The 18695-nt window shown below is 44.7% G+C and carries 20 protein-coding genes; 5 read left to right on the top strand and 15 right to left on the bottom strand.

Annotation, left to right across the window (positions count from 1 at the left end):
* Positions 1-31: 31 nt before the first annotated feature.
* From MAR181_RS04115 to bioB, 8 genes are all read right to left on the bottom strand, one after another.
* Positions 32-1381 (bottom strand): sigma-54-dependent transcriptional regulator, encoded by a 1350-nt coding sequence (locus MAR181_RS04115; RefSeq protein WP_013795333.1) that lies wholly within the window; start codon positions 1379-1381, stop codon positions 32-34.
* Position 1382: 1 nt separating this feature from the next.
* Positions 1383-2537 carry a sensor histidine kinase gene (locus tag MAR181_RS04110; protein ID WP_013795332.1) on the bottom strand — a complete coding sequence of 385 codons (1155 nt, stop codon included), beginning with the start codon at positions 2535-2537 and terminating at the stop codon, positions 1383-1385.
* The gene (locus MAR181_RS04105; protein WP_041651153.1) at positions 2537-3007 is read right to left on the bottom strand and encodes a helix-turn-helix domain-containing protein; all 471 of its coding nucleotides are present in this window, start codon (positions 3005-3007) and stop codon (positions 2537-2539) included. Before MAR181_RS04105 ends, MAR181_RS04110 begins: the two co-directional genes overlap by 1 nt.
* Before the next feature lie 90 nt (positions 3008-3097).
* On the bottom strand, positions 3098-3778 hold the full coding sequence (gene bioD / locus MAR181_RS04100; protein WP_013795331.1) for a dethiobiotin synthase: 681 nt from the start codon (positions 3776-3778) through the stop codon (positions 3098-3100).
* Between the two features lie 12 nt (positions 3779-3790).
* Positions 3791-4603 carry a malonyl-ACP O-methyltransferase BioC gene (gene bioC / locus MAR181_RS04095; protein WP_013795330.1) on the bottom strand — a complete coding sequence of 271 codons (813 nt, stop codon included), beginning with the start codon at positions 4601-4603 and terminating at the stop codon, positions 3791-3793.
* Positions 4587-5390, bottom strand: coding sequence for an alpha/beta fold hydrolase (locus MAR181_RS04090; RefSeq protein ID WP_013795329.1), 804 nt, complete (start codon positions 5388-5390; stop codon positions 4587-4589). The genes bioC and MAR181_RS04090 overlap by 17 nt, the downstream gene beginning before the upstream one ends.
* A 12-nt stretch (positions 5391-5402) precedes the next feature.
* Positions 5403-6584, bottom strand: a complete 1182-nt coding sequence (gene bioF, locus MAR181_RS04085) for an 8-amino-7-oxononanoate synthase (protein ID WP_013795328.1) — start codon at positions 6582-6584, stop codon at positions 5403-5405.
* The gene (gene bioB / locus MAR181_RS04080) at positions 6568-7638 is read right to left on the bottom strand and encodes a biotin synthase BioB (protein ID WP_013795327.1); all 1071 of its coding nucleotides are present in this window, start codon (positions 7636-7638) and stop codon (positions 6568-6570) included. Before bioB ends, bioF begins: the two co-directional genes overlap by 17 nt.
* 35 nt (positions 7639-7673) lie before the next feature.
* Between bioB and MAR181_RS04075 the strand changes: the two genes are divergently transcribed.
* Both MAR181_RS04075 and bioA read left to right on the top strand, forming a co-directional pair.
* Positions 7674-8420 carry a ComF family protein gene (locus MAR181_RS04075; RefSeq protein WP_013795326.1) on the top strand — a complete coding sequence of 249 codons (747 nt, stop codon included), beginning with the start codon at positions 7674-7676 and terminating at the stop codon, positions 8418-8420.
* A gap of 67 nt (positions 8421-8487) precedes the next feature.
* Positions 8488-9774: an adenosylmethionine--8-amino-7-oxononanoate transaminase gene (bioA, locus tag MAR181_RS04070; RefSeq protein WP_013795325.1), complete on the top strand. Its 1287-nt coding sequence runs from the start codon at positions 8488-8490 to the stop codon at positions 9772-9774.
* 74 nt (positions 9775-9848) lie between these two features.
* Here bioA and MAR181_RS04065 read toward each other — a convergent pair whose 3' ends face one another.
* The 6 genes from MAR181_RS04065 to rpsF all read right to left on the bottom strand — a co-directional run bounded on the left by MAR181_RS04065 (position 9849) and on the right by rpsF (position 14985).
* Entirely contained in the window at positions 9849-11411 is a 1563-nt protein-coding gene (locus MAR181_RS04065; RefSeq protein ID WP_013795324.1) for a methyl-accepting chemotaxis protein, read from the bottom strand.
* A gap of 72 nt (positions 11412-11483) precedes the next feature.
* Entirely contained in the window at positions 11484-12860 is a 1377-nt protein-coding gene (gene dnaB / locus MAR181_RS04060) for a replicative DNA helicase (protein ID WP_013795323.1), read from the bottom strand.
* A gap of 121 nt (positions 12861-12981) precedes the next feature.
* On the bottom strand, positions 12982-13425 hold the full coding sequence (gene rplI, locus MAR181_RS04055; protein ID WP_013795322.1) for a 50S ribosomal protein L9: 444 nt from the start codon (positions 13423-13425) through the stop codon (positions 12982-12984).
* Positions 13426-13444: 19 nt separating this feature from the next.
* Positions 13445-14308 (bottom strand): hypothetical protein, encoded by an 864-nt coding sequence (locus MAR181_RS04050; RefSeq protein ID WP_013795321.1) that lies wholly within the window; start codon positions 14306-14308, stop codon positions 13445-13447.
* 18 nt (positions 14309-14326) lie between these two features.
* A complete protein-coding gene (rpsR, locus tag MAR181_RS04045; RefSeq protein WP_013662377.1) occupies positions 14327-14557 on the bottom strand; it encodes a 30S ribosomal protein S18 in 231 nt (76 codons plus the stop codon).
* A gap of 23 nt (positions 14558-14580) precedes the next feature.
* The gene (gene rpsF / locus MAR181_RS04040) at positions 14581-14985 is read right to left on the bottom strand and encodes a 30S ribosomal protein S6 (protein WP_013795320.1); all 405 of its coding nucleotides are present in this window, start codon (positions 14983-14985) and stop codon (positions 14581-14583) included.
* Between the two features lie 230 nt (positions 14986-15215).
* On the opposite strand from rpsF, the gene MAR181_RS04035 reads away from it, so the two are divergent.
* From MAR181_RS04035 to MAR181_RS04025, 3 genes are read left to right on the top strand one after another with little or no spacing between them, the layout of a single operon-like run.
* Positions 15216-15965 carry a MipA/OmpV family protein gene (locus tag MAR181_RS04035; protein WP_013795319.1) on the top strand — a complete coding sequence of 250 codons (750 nt, stop codon included), beginning with the start codon at positions 15216-15218 and terminating at the stop codon, positions 15963-15965.
* Between the two features lie 14 nt (positions 15966-15979).
* Positions 15980-16876: a DMT family transporter gene (locus MAR181_RS04030; protein ID WP_013795318.1), complete on the top strand. Its 897-nt coding sequence runs from the start codon at positions 15980-15982 to the stop codon at positions 16874-16876.
* A gap of 21 nt (positions 16877-16897) precedes the next feature.
* A complete protein-coding gene (locus tag MAR181_RS04025) occupies positions 16898-17794 on the top strand; it encodes a DMT family transporter (protein WP_013795317.1) in 897 nt (298 codons plus the stop codon).
* Here the strand turns inward: MAR181_RS04025 and MAR181_RS04020 are convergent.
* Positions 17791-18654, bottom strand: coding sequence for a DMT family transporter (locus MAR181_RS04020; RefSeq protein WP_013795316.1), 864 nt, complete (start codon positions 18652-18654; stop codon positions 17791-17793). The genes MAR181_RS04025 and MAR181_RS04020 overlap by 4 nt on opposite strands.
* Positions 18655-18695 lie beyond the last annotated feature (41 nt).

Here is an 18695-nt window from a genome sequence, read left to right as displayed (position 1 = left end):
GCATAAAGCTAATTAAAACAAGATACAAAAATCAATCAACGTCTATACCACTTTCTCGCATTTTAGCGATTTTATATCGCAATGTTCTAGGGCTAATACCCAATTTATCCGCAACCTCTTTACGTTTGCCATTTGCATCAATCAAAGCTTGAGCAATAATCCTAAATTCATGTTGCTGAACACCTTTCCCTAAAATAGACGCTGCACTTTCTTCCTCTTCGACAACCGGTTCGCTTGGAGCAGGTGCGCCTCCCATCATATCAAAAGCAATGTGTTCGTCATGAATCTGTCCATTAGGACTTAAAATCAACGCCCTTTGAATAACATTATCAAGCTCTCGAACATTACCGGGCCAAGGGTGAGCATCTAATTTACTCTGTGCCGAAGGCTTCAAAATAGCGGCAGGGATACGCATTTTGGCGGCATGTTTATGCAATAAATGCTCAGCGATCGGTAAAATATCCCCTTTACGTTCTCGAATTGGCAACCAGCGTAACGGGAAAACATTCAAACGATAATACAAATCCTCTCTGAAGCCCCCTTCTTTTACATACTCAGCTAGATCTCGGTTGGTGGTGGCAATAATGCGCACATCAAGCGGGATCGATTTTTTACCGCCAAGTCGTTCAACTTCCTGCTCTTGCAGCACCCTCAATAGCTTGGCTTGCAAGCCCACATCCATTTCGGTGATTTCATCCAGCAACAACGTGCCGCCGTTGGCTTGCTCAAACTTACCCGCTTGAGAAGAAACCGCACCAGTATAGGCCCCTTTTTCATAACCAAACAAAATGGCTTCCAGCATATTTTCCGGAATGGCGGCACAATTAATGGCCACAAAAGGTGCATTTCGACGGCCAGACTGATTATGAATATAGTGAGCTAACACTTCTTTACCCGTGCCGCTTTCACCGCACACTAGTACGGTAGAGTCTGTCACTGCTACGCGCTTTGCCAAGTCGAGCAATGCCAAACTCGCCGAATCTTTTGCGATTGGCTGGCTGGCCGTTGATGAAGCCAACTTAACCGTGTATTTGGCGATGGCATTTAACAACTCTTCTTCTTGAAATGGTTTGAGAAGATAATCCACCGCCCCATCACGCATGGCTTCAACCGCATGGGCGATATCACCATAAGCTGTCATCAGCATAATAGGTAGCTCAGGGTAGGCATCCACCACATGGTGCAGCAGTCCGTAACCATCCATACCAGGTAAATTGACGTCCGACACCACCATATCAAACTGACCGTGTTTTAACGCGATCACGGCTTCTTCTGCGCTGTAGACCATTTTACATTGGTAACTTGCTAGCATGAGCGTGTCTTCTAACGCTTCTGCCAATCCCTTGTCATCTTCGACTATTAATAATTTCACATCCGACATGCTATACCCTTACGAGAGGAATGGTTAAACTGGCCGTTGTCCCAGCCCCTTCAATACTATCAATTTCAAACTGCCCATGGTGCGCTCTAGCAATGGCTTTTACCACCATCAATCCTAACCCAGTACCATGTTGCTTAGTGGTAACAAAACCTTCTTGAACATGCTCTAAGTGTTCTTTCGACATGCCAACACCACGATCTTTAAACACAAATACAGCGCTTGCTCCCACCGTGCGCCAAGACAGTCGAACCGTACTACCCGGATGCTGCGAATCGATGGCATTATTCAACAGGTTCAATAAAGCGCCCAGTAGAGTTTCTTTATTACACTGAATTACTTCGTTCGTAGCAAATTCAGGACCAGACAAATCCAAGGTCACATTTTTTTGTTCACACACCTCTTCACATTGAGACACCAAATCTGCGGTGAAGTCATTCAATAAAATGGTTTCATCTAATTTAATTTCGCTGCGAGAGAAAATCAGCATATCACGGATCTGTTTCTCAATATTTCCCAATCGATCCGCCAGTTTATTTGCGAAAGTCTGTCGCATCACAGGCGCTAAATCGGCTTTCTGCAAATGCCCGGCATAAAGAGACGCTGACGACAAAGGCGTTCGGATTTGGTGTGCTAATGCCGCCACCATTTTGCCCATATTTGACAAACGTTCATGATGACTGAGTTTTTTCTGTAAAAAGTAAGCTTCTGTCAAATCCACTAGGATAACCAACTGCCCCGGCACATTCCCCAATGAAGCCGTCTCAACTCGAACCCGGCGCCCCGTCACCATAGTGACATCATGACCGTCATCTTCTTGTGGTCGAAAGCTGCGCGGAACGACTTCTCCCCAAGCCTGACCAATCAAGGACAAATTAAATAATCGCTCAGCCACTGGATTCGCCATCACAATCACGCCCTCTTCATTCAATAGCAAAACCCCTACCGGCATTGACTCAAACAACTGCTGAAACTGAAGGACTAAGACTCGGTTTTTGTCTTGTTCTTGGCGCTTATCTTGCTCCGACTTCTGCAATTGCTCTTGCAAACGCACCACGTCTTGCTGAAGATCCAAATAGGATTTTGCCAATACATCTGAAGACTCAGAAAACGCTTTAAAAGCGGCCTTAAGCTCCGCTATCTCTTCATCTTTAGTCACTAAAACTCCGACTTATCAATATTATAGCGACGCATTTTTTCGATTAGAGTAGTACGCTGTATTTGTAGATTCTGCGCAGCTTTAGAGACCACACCTTGAGTAGACACCAAAGCCTGACGAATTAACAACGCCTCTAAGTGTCGAACATGCAGATTTAAATTGACGCCCGATGCTTGCGGAAAAGTATGTAACTGCTTAATTTCTTTTAATATAGAAGACAAGGCTTGAGATCGCCAAGGCAAAGGACACAACCATAAGTTCTCACCATCCGGCGATATTAAAGAATGACTCAATGAAATAATTGGCACCATTTCATCCAATTCAAATGACTGAATTTGGCCCCCGAGAACAACGAAATCAGGTAATTGAAATGCCGTTAGAGAGGTACTGTGCTCAATACCGATAAAAGTGAGTATACTGGAAACACTGGAAATTTCGTCGTCATCTAAACCACATAACCAAGCTTTCACCTTACCACCTCAACCTTTACTGTATCTTCGCATTAATATAGTTTGTATTAATGCGTGTTTATCCCAGACTTTCAAGCTTTGAAGGGAAATTTATAGTGCTGAGAGCAGGTTATCAAATTCAGCCTGTGCTATTTGATCATTTTCACACCAGGAAAGGGCTCCCAATAAAGGTGCCGATAACATAGCCCTTAGCGTCGCCAAGTTCTCATCATAACAGGACATCTTATCTTGCCCAGCGGTGTTAGCAACCCATCCTACTAGAGTCAACCCATCTCGAACAATGGATTCCGCCGTTAACAGGGCGTGATTAATACAGCCGAGCTTCATGTTAACCACTAGAATCACTGGAAACCCCAGAGATTTAGCCAGATCAGACAAAAGCTCTCTATCGTTTAACGGCACACGCCAGCCACCAGCACCTTCAATCAAGGCTAAATCATGTGGTGTTAACAAAGCTCCTTTAATAAAGCCTTCTAACCGTGAAGAAGTGACGAGTCGCCCTTCTTGTTGAGCAGCAATATGAGGCGCTATGGCGTCCTCTAATAAAACCGGGTTAACCTGTTCGTAAGCTAAGGAAACACTGCTGGCCTGTTGAATTTCCCAAGCGTCATTATTTCGCTTTACGCCATCGATCAACTCGGCCCCAGCCGCCACAGGCTTCAAACCAATAGTCTTCTGCCCTGCTCTCTGAGCAGCCATTAACAAACCTACGGTAAAGTAGGTTTTTCCAGCATCAGTATCTGTTCCGGTGACAAAAAATCGTTTTTTCACAACTGCCTCGATCTAACTAACATGTTTACGGGCGACAACAAACGCCACCTGATAACTCAAAGGAATCCCCTTCACTTGACGCTGTTTTTCATATTGCTGCAAAAAAGCTTTCCAGGTTGAAGGCGATATCGCCTGCTGTTTTTCCGTTGAAATCAGACTAGCACCCACCTTCTTCAAAGACGCCACCGCAGCTTCAGGCGAATCAAACCACATCTCTACCTGCTCGACGGATAATGACTCAATTTGCCACGATGCGGCCAAGAGCTGATTTTTTAACGCTTCTTCAGTGATGTACTGATGAACGTGTTCACGTCCATCCACGCCTAACCAAGCTGTCGATAACTCTGGCATAGAACCTACTAATAACGTAGAAAAAACCAAATACCCCTCGTGACAGCTAGCCGCAAACAAAGAGCGAAATAAACTTTCTGGCTGCAAACACCACTGAATCGCCAAACTGGAAAAAATCACATCAAAGCAGCTCCCTGCAAAAGGGAAGGTTTCCGCATCAGCACAGACATAATGAATTGGAAAATCATCAGACATACGAGCACGCGACACAGCCAACATAGCCGGAGATAAATCGAGAGCAACACAATGATTCGGCGTACATTTAGTCATTAACGAGGGTAAAGCTAACCCAGTTCCAGTCCCCAGATCCATGATGGTATGGGTTGGAGAGTCAGGTAAACAAAGTAGCAACCTGTTGAGAACATCCAATTGAAACTGAGCATAAGCATCATAAGACGAAGCAGCACGATCAAAACGCTTTGCAAGCTGCCGTTTATAGGCGCTTGCTGAAGAAAGGTTAGGAGTTATTAGCATCTATGAAGTTTTCAACCGCTTGCACACAAGCCTCTTCTTCTTCCAAAAACGCTTGATGAGCACAATTTGGCATGATCAAAATCTCTTGTAGAGGGTTTACGTCCGTCTGCTGCTCTAAACATTGCGCAGACACTAGCGCATCCTTGCCACCAAATACGTGTAAGTTTGGCCTATCCAATAATGACAGCTCACGGCGCACATCAAGCGACTTAAGCATGCGCAAACCGCCAATCAAAGCGGCTTGATTCAAGGTAGCAACAGGCAATAAGGACTGCAATTGCTTAACCAATTGACGGTCGCTCTGTGCCCCTTTGGCCTGCAACATCACAAAACGCTTAAGACCTTGTTCTGGCTGTTGATCAACCAAAGCAACAAAGGCATCAAAATCGATTTCTGACATAGCATCAGACCACCCCTCTCGCTGCACAAAACTAGGGGAACTGGAAAAGGTAATAAGCCCCATAACGCAACTGGAACGGCGAGCCGCTACATAGGTTGAGATCATCCCACCCAAAGACCAACCCAACCACCAAGCATTGCCCGGTGCTAAATCAATCAGCTGCTCAGTCAAGGCATCGATATCGTAATTTGGCCCAATACGAGTTCGAGAGATCCACTGTTCATCAAGAGAAACACCCGGCAAATTCGCTACCACAACATAGAAACGCTCACTCAAACGTCGCGCAAAATTGGCCATAACCTCTTTTGGCATGGCCCAACCAGACACCATAAATATAGCTTGTTTAGACTCGTCGCCGAAAGCTTCCGTTTCAATAGGTGTACGCATGCTGCCCCTCAATTATTTAGCTGTTAATACTTGCTCAAGTGCATCACATAATAACACTAAATCTTGCTTTGAGTGTCCAGCACTCAGGGTAATTCTCAATCTTGCTTTACCCTTTGGAACAGTCGGTGGTCGAATCGCAGTACACCAAATACCGAACGCTTTAAGTTGTTCACTCACCGCCAAGGCTGTCGAACTATCGCCAATCACAATAGGCTGAATAGCCGTTTTAGACACCATCAACTCTACTGGCAAACTCGCCACTCTCTGCCTAAAGTAAGCAATGTGCTCGGCCAGCCTCACTCTTCGATCTTCTCCTTCTTGAGAACAAATCAACTCAAGTGCAGCTAAACTGGCACCAGCCATAGCTGGGGACATTGACGTGGTATACACATATGGACGGGCGAACTGAGTCAAATAGTCCGCGAAATCGCGCGTCGTTGCGACAAAAGCCCCTGACGTTCCAAATGCTTTACCAAACGTTCCCATTAATAAAGGAACTTGTGCCATCGCCAAATCGGATAGCGCCAAACTGCCACGCCCTTTTTCACCCAAGCACCCTAATCCATGAGCATCATCTACCATAAAAGTCCAATCATACTGAGAGGCCAAATCCGATAACTCTGACAAAGGCGCTATGTCTCCGTCCATACTAAAAACGCCGTCCGTCACCAATAATCCACTTTGTTCGGACTTCATCATCAGCTTTTTAGCACTCAAAGGGGTGGCGTGAAGATAGCGACGCATGGGGGCCTGCGCCAATTGCGCACCATCAATTAAAGAAGCGTGATTTAGTTTATCCTGAATGACGGGGCGCTGTTTATTCGCTAAAGCGGAGATCACCCCGAGATTGGCCATGTAACCTGTGCTAAATAACAAAACACGCTCATACCCAAGCCATTCGGCCAACGCCTCTTCCAATCTATGGTGGGGAGTAAGATGCCCTGCTACCAAATGCGAGGAACCGCCGCCAACGCCATATTCATCGGCACTTTGCTGCATAGCTCGGATTAACGAAGGATGATTTGCCAACCCTAAATAATCGTTTGAGCAAAACGCGGTATAACGCTGACCATTAATTTGAGTATGAGGCACTTGAGGACTATCTAAGGTCACCGTATGACGCATAAGGTCCTGACGACGCCTTTCATCAAGCGCCGCCAGCATCCATGAAGGCGTATTAAACGCTGGCTTCATAGAAAAACTTAGCGTCTTCTTGTTTGACAACTTGAGCGGCAATGGCTTCGGCAACCGCCTCGTCAGAATGTTCTTCACGTTTCTCAGGGTTGATACCTAATTTAGCAAACAACGCCATATCTTTGTCCGCTTCAGGGTTACCAGTCGTTAGTAATTTCTCTCCGTAAAAAATGGAGTTTGCGCCAGCCATGAAACATAAAGCTTGCGTCTGTTCATTCATCCCTTGTCGGCCAGCCGATAAACGCACATGAGATTTAGGCATAATGATTCGAGCAACCGCTATGGTACGAATGAATTCAAAAGTATCTAAGTCATCCACATTTTCAAGTGGCGTGCCTTCTACCTTTACCAGCATATTGATTGGCACACTTTCTGGATGTGGTTGCATTTGTGACAATTGACGCAACAAGCCAACGCGGTCCTTTTGCTCTTCGCCCATTCCCATGATGCCACCACAACATAACTTAATGCCCGAATCACGGACACGAGAAAGGGTATCCAATCGATCTTGATAGCTACGAGTAGTGATAATGCTATCGTAGTATTCCGCTGAGGTGTCCAAGTTATGATTATAATAATCCAAACCGGCATCTGAAAGACGTTTGGCCTGATCATCATTCAATGTACCTAAAGTGACACAAGACTCTAAACCAAGCGACTTAACCCCTTTGATCATTTCCAACACATAAGGAAAATCTTTTTCAGAAGGATGCTTCCACGCCGCCCCCATACAGAAACGACTAGCGCCCTTTTCTTTTGCAAGGGCCGCTTCTTCCAACACCTTTCTCACTTCCATCAATTTTTCTTTTTCAAGCTCTGTATTATAGTGGCCACTTTGTGGGCAGTATTTACAGTCTTCTGGACAAGCGCCTGTTTTAATGGATAAAAGGGTACTTACTTGAACTTCATTGGGCGCGAAATTTTCTCTATGGACAGTCTGTGCACGAAACATCAAATCCATGAAAGGAAGATCAAATAAAGCTTTTATCTCTGCATGAGTCCAATCAAAACGTGGACCAGTAGAATTCATTGAAGCAGCGCTTGAAACAGACATAATACCCTCGAACATGAAATAATGGAGCAATACTAATGGACTGGAAATTGCTGTCAACCCAAAAAATCAGAGAGATTTACTACAGGTTGTTTTTTAGACAATGCTATTTATGCCAATCCCCCAGCAAACAAATCTTTTGCCATCACTGCCAACAAGGGCTTAACCCAAACCTAATTTGCTGCCAGCAATGCAAACGTCCAAGCAATCAGCCACAATCAATCTGTGGACAATGCCAAAGCAACAAGCCAAGCTATCAAGTATGCATTGCCCCCTACTTATTTAATGGCACCATGAGAACCCTCATCCATCAGATTAAATTTAACCATGGCGGGCATTTTATTCGCCCACTAACAGAATGCATATGCCAAAATTTAGTGTCCGAATATCAATCTCGCTCCTGGCCACAACAACTGCTCTTTGTCCCGAGCCACCCCAAGCGCATTCGACAACGAGGCTTCTGTCAAACTCAACTTATGGCCAAGCAGCTACATAAACAGCTTCAAGCCATACTTGGAAAAGAAACGCCTGACTTTCCCAAGACAAACCCAATCCTCAAGGTTCAGTACAGCCAAGCACAACATACTCTGCCTCGTAAAGCGCGACTAACAGCCCCCAACAAAAATTACCAGATACAAGGCCAGATTGCGGAACATGTGGCTCTATTTGATGACGTCATGACAACAGGCAGCACAATCGAGGCCTGCTGCAAGCAACTATTAAAAGCAGGCGCCAAACGCATTGATGTTTGGGTCATTGCCAGAACACCAGACAAAACCCATTAACCTACCCTCTGGTCATTTATATTGGCTTTGTTTAGTATGCCCGCAGAATCTATAAAGGTGTCACATTATGCAAGATGAGCTATCACAACAAGATTATTTAGCGCTAGACAAACAACTACTCTGGCACCCTTACACCTCCATGAGCCACCCAAGCCCACAGTTTTTGGTCGACAGCGCCCAAGGCTGTGAGATTACCTTAAGCAATGGCAAGACCCTAATTGACGGCATGTCTTCCTGGTGGAGTGTCATTCATGGCTACAATCACCCCGCCATGAACCAAGCCATACAGACACAGTTAAACCAGTTTTCTCATGTTATGTTTGGTGGCTTAACACACAAACCAGCCATCCATCTCGCCAAACAACTGATCGAAATGACTCCAGAGCCATTACAACGAGTCTTCTTCTCAGATTCCGGTTCTGTCTCAGTGGAAGTGGCTCTAAAAATGGCCATACAGTACTGGCACACTCAAGACAAAGCCGATAAGCAATATTTTGTCACCCCAAGAAGCGGCTATCATGGCGATACTTTCGCAGCCATGTCAGTTTGCGACCCTGAAAATGGCATGCACAACCTCTTCACAGGCGCGCTAACCCAACAATATTTTATCTCCCCACCACCAACAGGAATCGATACACCAGTCGACCCAGAATACCTTGCTGAAATTCGCCACGTATTAACAGAGAACCATCAGAACATTGCTGGATTCATCATCGAACCTGTTGTACAAAACGCTGGCGGCATGCGCTTTTACAACCCAGACTATCTTAATCACATTCGCTCACTCTGTGACGAATTCGACATCCTGCTGATTTTTGATGAAATTGCCACTGGCTTTGGCCGAACCGGAAAACTCTTTGCCACCGAACACAGTAACATTTGCCCTGACATTATGTGTGTTGGTAAAGCCTTAACGGGGGGTTACATGACCTTAGCAGCCACGCTAACGAACAATAAAGTGGCCCTTGGCATTAGCGAAAAGGATGGGGTATTCATGCATGGACCAACTTTTATGGCCAATCCTTTAGCCTGCGCCGCCGCAAACGCCAGTTTATCTTTACTAGGCTCTAGCGACATAACCCAAACCGTTGCTCAACTTGAAGACTGGCTTACTCAAGCTCTCTCACCTTGTTTGTCATTAGAACCCGTCAAAGATGTACGTTGCCTAGGCGCCATTGGCGTCGTCGAACTTAATGAGCCAATCGACCTAAACGAAATACAACCAAAGTTTGTTGAACTTGGTGTTTGGATTCGCCCATTTGGAAAACTCATCTATCTGATGCCACCCTATGTCATCAGCCAACAAGACGTTCAAAAATTGGGGCAAGCCATCTATACCATTCTTAATCAATAGATCTAAAAAAGCCCTTTGCAAATCACTTCAACAAAGGGCTTTTTATCATTTAAACTGGAACCTGTGTTACAAACCTACTGCTTCATGCGCTCAGCAAGGTTACCTTGCTCATAAGCCTCTTCTTCAATATGAGTAATATTTAACACAATATTTTCAGCACGTTCGATACTGTTTACACTTAACTCATCGACCACTTCCATTTTGTCGTTCAAGTTGCGAGCAACCCCTGCCTGCTCTTCAGAGGAAACATTAATTTGCGCAGTCATTTCCACCACACGCTGAATAGACGCCTCTATTTCACTCATTTTTTCAGCGACCTGATTCACACTTTCAACTCCTTGCTGAGCCACCAAAGCACCTTTATCTATGGTAGACGTGACATCAGAGGTTTTCTTTTTCAACTCCTCCGTCATGCTATGAATACTTTGTGTCGCATTTTGCGTACGAATGGCCAAGGCTCGCACCTCATCCGCCACCACAGCAAAACCTCGACCAGCCTCACCGGCACGAGCTGACTCAATCGCAGCATTCAATGCCAACAGGTTTGTCTGCTCGGCAATGTCACTAATTGAGTGAACCAACTCATTGATTTTATCACTTTGCTCAGATAACACAGAGACCACTTGTTTTGCCTCTGCCACCTCTTGATAAACCTGACCTATGGTCGTGCCCGTTTGTTGAGCAAGATGACGACTTTCTATTGTTAAACTGCCAACCGCCTCTGTCGCCTCAACTGCCACCTGAATATGAGACGACACCTGAGTCACACTGGAAAGCAATTGCGAACTTGCTGCGACCACATCTTGGAACGTACCGCGCTGTTTATTAAAGTTCGTCAAGTTGGTGGTCACGCTGCCTTTCGCGTCCGAAGCTCGCTTACTTAATTGATTCGCCCCTTCTTTTAGACGATAGCGAAACGTATGACCGGCCGCTTCTTGATGGATTTTATCGAAGCGAATGGCGGCTTTTGCCCCCACAGAACGACAATACAGATACTGGCCAATCGGATTATTCGACTCTTCAGACAATAAAGCGACCAACTTATTAACAGACTGACCTTGAAGATAAACTAGCCCTGCACCCAATAAAGCCAACAGTGGTGCTAACACCTGATAAAACAGGTTTCCAGACAACACCCCCGTGCAAGCCAACAACACAAAACACAAGAGAACAGGCCAACTCGCATTTGCCAAATGAGACGTCGCCTTAATAGACCAAGGCAAGAGACTTTTTCCTGCATTAATTCGATCATAAATGGATTGAGCGTGCTGCTTTTCAGCCGTCGTAGCTTTACGACGCACGGACTCATAACCAATAACTTTACTGCCATCCAACAAGGGACTTACGTGTGCACTCACCCAATAATGATCGCCATTTTCACAACGGTTTTTCACTATCCCCATCCAACTACGACCTTGCTTTAAGTTGGCCCACATATCCGCAAACACAGCAGACGGCACATCAGGATGTCGAATCAAGTTATGAGGCGCGCCAATAAGGCTCGCTTGTTGATAACCTGCGACCTCACAAAACGCATCATTAACAAAGGTAATTCGCCCTTTCACATCCGTGCTGGATACTAAAACATCGCTTTCAGGGAAATCATTTTCCTTTCCAGTTACAGGCATCTTACGCATATATCATCCTCGATCTTATCGTTATTATATTAAGATGCAGCCATCGCACCCGAACTCATTTTTAGTCACACATTATTCGTCATCAAAATCACGGTAAGCATCCGGCGCCAAATCTTCAAAACGAGTATATTTACCCACAAAAGCCAAACGACAAGTACCTATCGGACCATTACGCTGCTTACCAATAATGATTTCTGCAATCCCTTTATGTGGCGTATCTTCGTGGTACACTTCGTCACGGTATACAAAGGAGATCACATCCGCATCCTGCTCAATCGCTCCGGATTCACGCAAGTCCGAGTTGACTGGGCGCTTATTGGGTCGGTTCTCCAAACTACGGTTTAGCTGGGACAATGCCACCATAGGACAGTCCATTTCTTTCGCAATGGCCTTAAGGGATCGTGATATTTCAGAAATCTCGTTCGTTCGACCTTCAGTAAAGCCAGGAATCTGCATCAATTGAAGGTAATCGACCATGATAAGGGCCACACCACCATGCTCTCGGGCAATACGGCGAACCCGTGATCGCATTTCAGTCGGGCTAATGCCACCCGTATCATCAATGAATAACTTCCGATCCTTCAGCATCTTCACCGCTGACATCAATTTGTCCCAATCTTCTTGGATCAATTGGCCCGAACGCATGCGCGTTTGATCAATTCGCCCCAGCGATGACAACATACGCATCATCAACGACTCTGAAGGCATCTCCAAACTGAAAACAATTACAGGAAGGTCACTGATCATCGCGGCATTTTCGACCAAATTCATTGCGAAGGTGGTTTTACCCATAGAGGGACGACCCGCCACAATAACCAAATCAGCTGGTTGTAATCCTGCGGTCATGGCATCCAAATCGGTAAACCCTGTACTCAACCCTGTAATCGCACCATCTTGATGATAAAGCTCATCGATTTTATCAACAGTCGCACTCAAGATATCAGAAGCAATTCTTGGTCCACCTTTCTTTTCACCGCCTTCGGCAATTTGAAAAATCTTACGTTCCGCTTCATCCAATACTTCTGCTGCTGTCATCCCTTCAGGATGAAAAGCACGAGAGGAAATGTCATTGGTGGTTGAAATCAAACGGCGTAAGATCGAACGCTCACGCACAATGTCCGCATATGAGGCAATGTTGGACGCACTGGGGGTCGCTTCGGCTACCTCAATCAGATAAGCCATTCCACCAATTGATTCCAAATCACCTCGCTTGTCTAGGCGCTCACCAATGGTCACGACATCGACCGGCTCAGACTCATCAGCCAACCGAGCAATTACCGCGAAGATTAACTTATGCTCAGGTCGATAAAAATCATCAGCAATAACCAGCTCGGACACTTTTTCCCAAGCCTGCGGGTCCAACATCAAACCGCCAACGACAGAACGTTCAGCTTCTACCGAATAGGGAGGCAACTTAATAGAAGCCACTTCAGAATCATCTAATTGCACGCAACAATATCCATTTATAAAGGTCAAAAAACAGTTGGATTAGCTTATCATGGCCACAAAAAAAGGGCATCTTGCAATCAGCAAGACACCCTTTTTTTAGCAAATAATTTATCGAAATAAATTATTCAGCCGTCACAACCAATGTCACAGCAACAACAACTTCAGAGTGAAGCTGAAGATCGATCTCGAAAGAACCTGTGTGGCGGATAGTACCTTCAGGTAGACGAACTTCTGCTTTAGACACTTCTACTTCTGCAGAAATGGCTTCAGCGATGTCGCGAGTACCGATAGAACCAAAAAGCTTACCTTCATCACCAGCATTCGCAGCGATTGTGAAAGTTTTACCTTCTAGTGATTGAGCACGTGTTTCAGCTTCCGCTTTACGCTCAGCAGCTTGAGCTTCAAGCTCAGCACGACGCTCTTCAAAGCTAGCCAAGTTAGCTTTCGTAGCCATTACAGCTTTTTTGTTTGGAATCAAAAAGTTACGAGCGTAGCCTGGTTTAACAACTGCAACGTCACCAATACCGCCTAGCTTGTTTACTTTGTCGAGTAGAATAACTTCCATCTCGATCACCTCTAATTAATCATTCGCTATCACTTGAGTTGGACGCCTTACCTTGGATCTTGGAACGTATATCCACAAAACTATCAATCACGCATAGCGCGATCAAAAGGTTCGCAAAATAAACATTCAGGATAAAAAATCCCACCAGATAAAATGCGATCAGTCCAACAACCCCAATTTCTTTTTTTGCTAAAATACCGTGTACTAATGCTAATCCTGGCAATATCAAAGCGGGTACGGCGGCTTGAGAAAGCACAGAAAGCGCCCCTCCCACACTCTCACCAATCAATATCATAGTGCCAAGCACCAGACTGAATGCCACAGGCAATCTTAATTGATGAAATTCGCTACGTAACCCACCCGGATTATAGAGCCCTGCTTGCCACTTTCTCGCCAATAAAAGCGCGAAAACCGCAATCACCACTTGGAAAATGGACACCGCCATCACCGCTTGGGAAAAGATCATAGATCTTTCAGGTACTTCAACCGCCTCTCGTTGCAAAACAGTCTGAACCAAGTCAACTGCAAAGTTCAAGACATCTGACATGAGCAGAGGTTGAATCAAGGTATTAAATGACGCCAATAAACTACCGGCTAATAACACCCAACTCCATGACCTTGTTTCTCTTAATAAATAAGCCAACAAAGCCACATCTAACATAACCAGTAACGCAGTTGCATCACCCTGAAGCATCCAGATAACAAGACCTGGTAAACAGCCCCAAGCAAAAACAGGTATTCCTTCTTTTACACCTTTACGAAGTACCACTAAGCCTAAAATGGCCGCAGCCAGCCAAAACATAACGGGGATCAAACCAAACACCATGACACCTATGATGGCGTTACGGCGTTTTTCCATTATCCATTTGGCTAAACCACTCATTAGGGTACTTCTTGCCTATTAATTAAAGTGGCTATCAGTGTAAGGAAGTAAAGCAATGTAGCGAGCGCGTTTGATTGCAGTCGCTAGCTGACGCTGGTAACGAGCCTTAGTGCCAGTAATACGGCTAGGTACGATTTTACCAGTTTCAGTGATGTAACCTTTTAGTGTGTCTAGATCTTTGTAATCGATCTCTTTAACGCCTTCTGCTGTGAAACGGCAGAACTTACGACGACGGAAAAAACGAGCCATGAGTATCTCCTAATTCAAATAGATTAATCTTCAGATTCTTCAGTAGTTTCTGTAGACGCTTCAACGTTACGCTCTTCACGCTGTGGTGCAGAACGACGCTCTTCACGACCTTCAGATGCTTTGATAGGAGAAACTTCTGTTACCGCATCTTTACGACGGACCACCAAGTTACGGATGATGGCATCGTTGTAGCGGAACGTTTCGTTTAGTTCAGACAAAACACTATCAGAACACTCAACGTTCATAAGAACATAGTGTGCTTTGTGAATTTTGTTGATTGGGTAAGCAAGTTGACGACGACCCCAATCTTCGAAACGGTGTACTTGACCACCATCTTCTGTGATTAGGTTAGTGTAACGCTCAACCATTGCTGGTACTTGCTCGCTTTGATCTGGGTGAACCAGAAAGACGATTTCATAATGACGCATTTAAGCTCCTTATGGGTTCTTAGTCTCCACGCTTCCCCTGTTAAAAAGCTGTGAGACAAGGAGTATTGATTTACAGGGACGCGAATTATATAGCAAAGTTGGCCATTAAGTAAACGCATTAAGAAACATTTTCGATGCTTTCACTCAGTCATCACAGGCTTGTTTTACAGCCTGTCTAAAAGGTCATAGAATCACGCCATCTTACCGCGTTTTATGATGGAACAAAAAACATGACTCCATACTTTTTTAAATACTGCCTGATATCAGTCTTCATTACTCTTTCGTTAACAACCACAACAGTGAAAGCCAAGGGTAGTATTGGTGTTTTAGGCGCGCTTTCTGAGTCCATCTACAAAGACATGGAAACCGACACTCGACTCATCCCTAATCTTTCGGTTAAGGGCGAACGTTTTTATGCAACCTTTCCAGACATAGGGTATCACCTGATTCCACAAACTAAACTGCAAGCTCTGTCTGCAGGATTATCCTATCAAACAGCAGACTTTGATCCTGACGACTCAGACAATAGCGATATCCAACAACTTAATGACCGTGATGACAGTGTTATGGCCTTTGCCCAATATCGTTTTGGCTTGTTATCCACCAAAGTAGCTCAGGATATCAGTGGTACACACGATGGTTATTATGTCCGCTTTTCAATCGGCTTACCCATACCAAATGGTAACTGGGTATTTATCCCTTCTATTAGTCACCAATATACGAGTCGTAAAATGAGTCAACATTTATATGGTGTGTCACAGACAGAATCAGACCGCACCTCAGGAGGCATTGCCGCTTATAATGCAGATGCCACATCTGTCTCCAGCATTGGTTTAAGAAGCATTTATAAACTCACACCGAGTACGAATTTCATGCTTGCGCTTAAACACAACCAATACAGCGATAATGTATTAGACAGTCCCATTATCGACCAAAAGCGTTTTAATTCTGTTATTGTCGGCATTATCTACAACTTTTAAGGCCATAAAAAACCATGCCTTCTTTTTCAAATAATACAAAAGCCATGGCCTTTGGCTTGGGCGCCGTTGTTCTCTGGTCAACGGTCGCCACGGCATTTTCACTATCATTAAAAAGTCTGTCTCCGACGCAGCTTTTGCTGATTGCCTGCGCGGTTTCACTGATTTTTTTACTCGCCTTACTTGGCTATAAAGGTCAGCTCAACCAGCTTAAATATCATGCCACACAGTCCTGGAAAGCTTCTTTATTCTATGGCGTTATCAACCCTTTCTTGTATTACCTCATTTTACTGCAGGCTTATGACTTATTGCCGGCACAGGAAGCACAAGCCATTAATTACACTTGGGCCATTATGCTCAGTTTTATGGCTGTTCCTATTTTAAAACAACGACTGACGCTAGCCGATTATATAGCCGCCGCCAGTTGTTATTTTGGTGTTTTGTATATTTCCACCCGAGGCGAAATCACCACATTGGCGTTTTCTAATATCATTGGCGTAGGGTTCGCAATACTAAGCACCATCATCTGGGCGCTTTATTGGCTGTTAAACACAAAAGACGATCGACCAAGTCTAATTGGACTGACACTCAATTTTGCTTTTGCCTTGCCTATTATCCTGACCTTTGCTGCGGCAACAGGTGAGCTAACACATTGGCAACCTGAAGGTATTTGGGGAGCGGTTTATATCGGCTTATTTGAGATGGGGATCAGTTTTGTTTTATGGAATCGAGCTCTGAAGCTCACCACCAATGCCAGCCAAGTTGCCAACCTGATTTTCTTAGCACCATTACTGTCTATTGTTTGGCTTACACAACTTGCTAACGAGCCCATTTTAGCCTCGACACTAGTAGGTCTTAGCTGTATTTTGCTCGGCCTCTTTGTACAAAACTGGTCTAAAAGAAAGCCATCTTAAAAATAATAAAAGGAAGCACCAATGCCAGCATTTGTTTATTTGCTACTGCCCATACTCTTTTGGTCTGGTAACTATGTCTTAGGTCGCATGACAGTATCGACCGGCATTGATCCTTACACAATTTCATTTCTGCGCTGGAGTTTAGCTTGTCTGATTCTCTTACCCTTTGCTTACAAAAAGCTTTGCCAAGAAAGACACATCATACGCCAACACTGGCCCTTGCTAATCCTTTTTGGTTGGTTAGGCATCTGTAATTACAACTTATTTTTGTATATTGGTTTAACATCAACAACCGTCACCAATGCCGTCTTATTGAATTCCATCATGCCGGTGATGATTCTCATCACTGCCCGCATTTTATTAGGTAATAGAACAAACTGGCGGCAAAACACTGGCATTATCATCTCAACTATCGGTGCTATCATCATAGTTAGCCGCGGTAGTTTAGACACTTTTTTGCATCTCACCATATCAAAAGGTGACCTATGGATCTTAACTGCGGCCGTTAGTTGGGCCATTTACTCAGTGATGATAATTCGCCGCCCAAAAGACATGTCATTAATTGGCTTCTTTACTAGCACCGCTCTCATCGGCACCGGCATCCAAGCACCACTATTCTTACTTTTCGCTGAAACCTCATTGAGTGAACTAACTAGCGCCAACTGGGGAAGCATTATATATATGGGGATTTTTGCTTCGATTGGCGCATTTTTGTGCTGGAACATTGGCATTCAGAAACTCGGCGCCGCAACAGCAGGACACTTCATTCATCTTCTACCTGTCTTTAGTATTGGTCTATCGGTGATATTTCTGGGCGAGCGGTTATTTAGCTTCCATTACATGGGTATATTTTTGATTTTTACTGGCATTTTTGTGGCAACCATTTTAAACAACAAGAGACAAAACACCACAGACTAACCTCTATTCCGCGCGATTCTGGTACTGATTAAGATACTCATAAAAATCAGCACTACTCCCAAAACAGCGTAAATATCTGGCACATGGTGCCAGATCACAAGCCCCCAGAAGCCACTAAAAGCCACACCGATATAACTGACAGGTGAAACAATACTGGCGGGAGCATAAGTATATGCCTTGTTATACAAGAACATGCCAATATAGAGTGTCGTGACGACCACGCCAACAAGAGGCCAAACATCTAAGGGCACCACCACCCCATCCCCCTGCCAAAGCATCAAGGGTATGGATAACAAACAAGAGACAGCAAAGTATACTAACAAGGTTTCTTGACCTGATACCTGATGCGACAACATGCGCGTCGTCACCATAGACAAGGCCAAACCGATTGCAGAAACAAACCCAACCAGATGCCAAGGATTTAAATGGCTTGGGGTCGGCTGAATAACGAACGCAACCCCTGCAAAGCCGATCAATAAGGGCAACCATCTGGCTTTAGGAATACGAATACCATGTAATGCCAAAACAATAAAAGGCACACACAAAGGCGCACAAGTTCGCAATAAAGAGGCTTCAACAAGTGGAATATGATTCAGCGCCCAGTAATAAAACAGAAAGCCGATAAAGCCACCAAAACTACGCAAAAAATGGATACGCCAAACCGACCATGGGCGCTTTTGCCAACGCCCACGCATTTGTGGCAGAAGAACCAATACACAAAAAAGACTTTGCCAAAAAACCAGTGTAGACACAGCAATAACTGTTTGCGCTTGCTTGGCTGCTATGGCCGTCAAAGACATAACAAAGGCATAAGCAATTGTCGCAAAAATGCCCTTTTTGATTAACTCTCTATCGTCCATTAAGACTAAGCGCCCACTTCAATTCACTAGATCGTTAAGCA

The sequence above is a fragment of the Marinomonas posidonica IVIA-Po-181 genome, assembly GCF_000214215.1.
Lineage (GTDB): Bacteria > Pseudomonadota > Gammaproteobacteria > Pseudomonadales > Marinomonadaceae > Marinomonas > Marinomonas posidonica.
This window is presented reverse-complemented; position numbering and strand designations above follow the sequence as displayed.

What these genes read in the sequence shown, in the direction of transcription:
- bioC (WP_013795330.1), bottom strand. Translation starts at nt 4,603, where the DNA reads ATGCTAATAACTCCTAACCTTTCTTCAGCAAGCGCCTATAAACGGCAG.
- MAR181_RS04075 (WP_013795326.1), top strand. Translation starts at nt 7,674, where the DNA reads ATGGACTGGAAATTGCTGTCAACCCAAAAAATCAGAGAGATTTACTAC.
- MAR181_RS04035 (WP_013795319.1), top strand. Translation starts at nt 15,216, where the DNA reads ATGACTCCATACTTTTTTAAATACTGCCTGATATCAGTCTTCATTACT.
- rplI (WP_013795322.1), bottom strand. Translation starts at nt 13,425, where the DNA reads ATGGAAGTTATTCTACTCGACAAAGTAAACAAGCTAGGCGGTATTGGT.
- rpsF (WP_013795320.1), bottom strand. Translation starts at nt 14,985, where the DNA reads ATGCGTCATTATGAAATCGTCTTTCTGGTTCACCCAGATCAAAGCGAG.
- bioB (WP_013795327.1), bottom strand. Translation starts at nt 7,638, where the DNA reads ATGTCTGTTTCAAGCGCTGCTTCAATGAATTCTACTGGTCCACGTTTT.
- MAR181_RS04025 (WP_013795317.1), top strand. Translation starts at nt 16,898, where the DNA reads ATGCCAGCATTTGTTTATTTGCTACTGCCCATACTCTTTTGGTCTGGT.
- MAR181_RS04050 (WP_013795321.1), bottom strand. Translation starts at nt 14,308, where the DNA reads ATGAGTGGTTTAGCCAAATGGATAATGGAAAAACGCCGTAACGCCATC.
- MAR181_RS04090 (WP_013795329.1), bottom strand. Translation starts at nt 5,390, where the DNA reads ATGCGTACACCTATTGAAACGGAAGCTTTCGGCGACGAGTCTAAACAA.
- MAR181_RS04030 (WP_013795318.1), top strand. Translation starts at nt 15,980, where the DNA reads ATGCCTTCTTTTTCAAATAATACAAAAGCCATGGCCTTTGGCTTGGGC.
- MAR181_RS04020 (WP_013795316.1), bottom strand. Translation starts at nt 18,654, where the DNA reads ATGGACGATAGAGAGTTAATCAAAAAGGGCATTTTTGCGACAATTGCT.
- MAR181_RS04115 (WP_013795333.1), bottom strand. Translation starts at nt 1,381, where the DNA reads ATGTCGGATGTGAAATTATTAATAGTCGAAGATGACAAGGGATTGGCA.
- bioA (WP_013795325.1), top strand. Translation starts at nt 8,488, where the DNA reads ATGCAAGATGAGCTATCACAACAAGATTATTTAGCGCTAGACAAACAA.
- MAR181_RS04065 (WP_013795324.1), bottom strand. Translation starts at nt 11,411, where the DNA reads ATGCGTAAGATGCCTGTAACTGGAAAGGAAAATGATTTCCCTGAAAGC.
- bioF (WP_013795328.1), bottom strand. Translation starts at nt 6,584, where the DNA reads ATGAAGCCAGCGTTTAATACGCCTTCATGGATGCTGGCGGCGCTTGAT.
- rpsR (WP_013662377.1), bottom strand. Translation starts at nt 14,557, where the DNA reads ATGGCTCGTTTTTTCCGTCGTCGTAAGTTCTGCCGTTTCACAGCAGAA.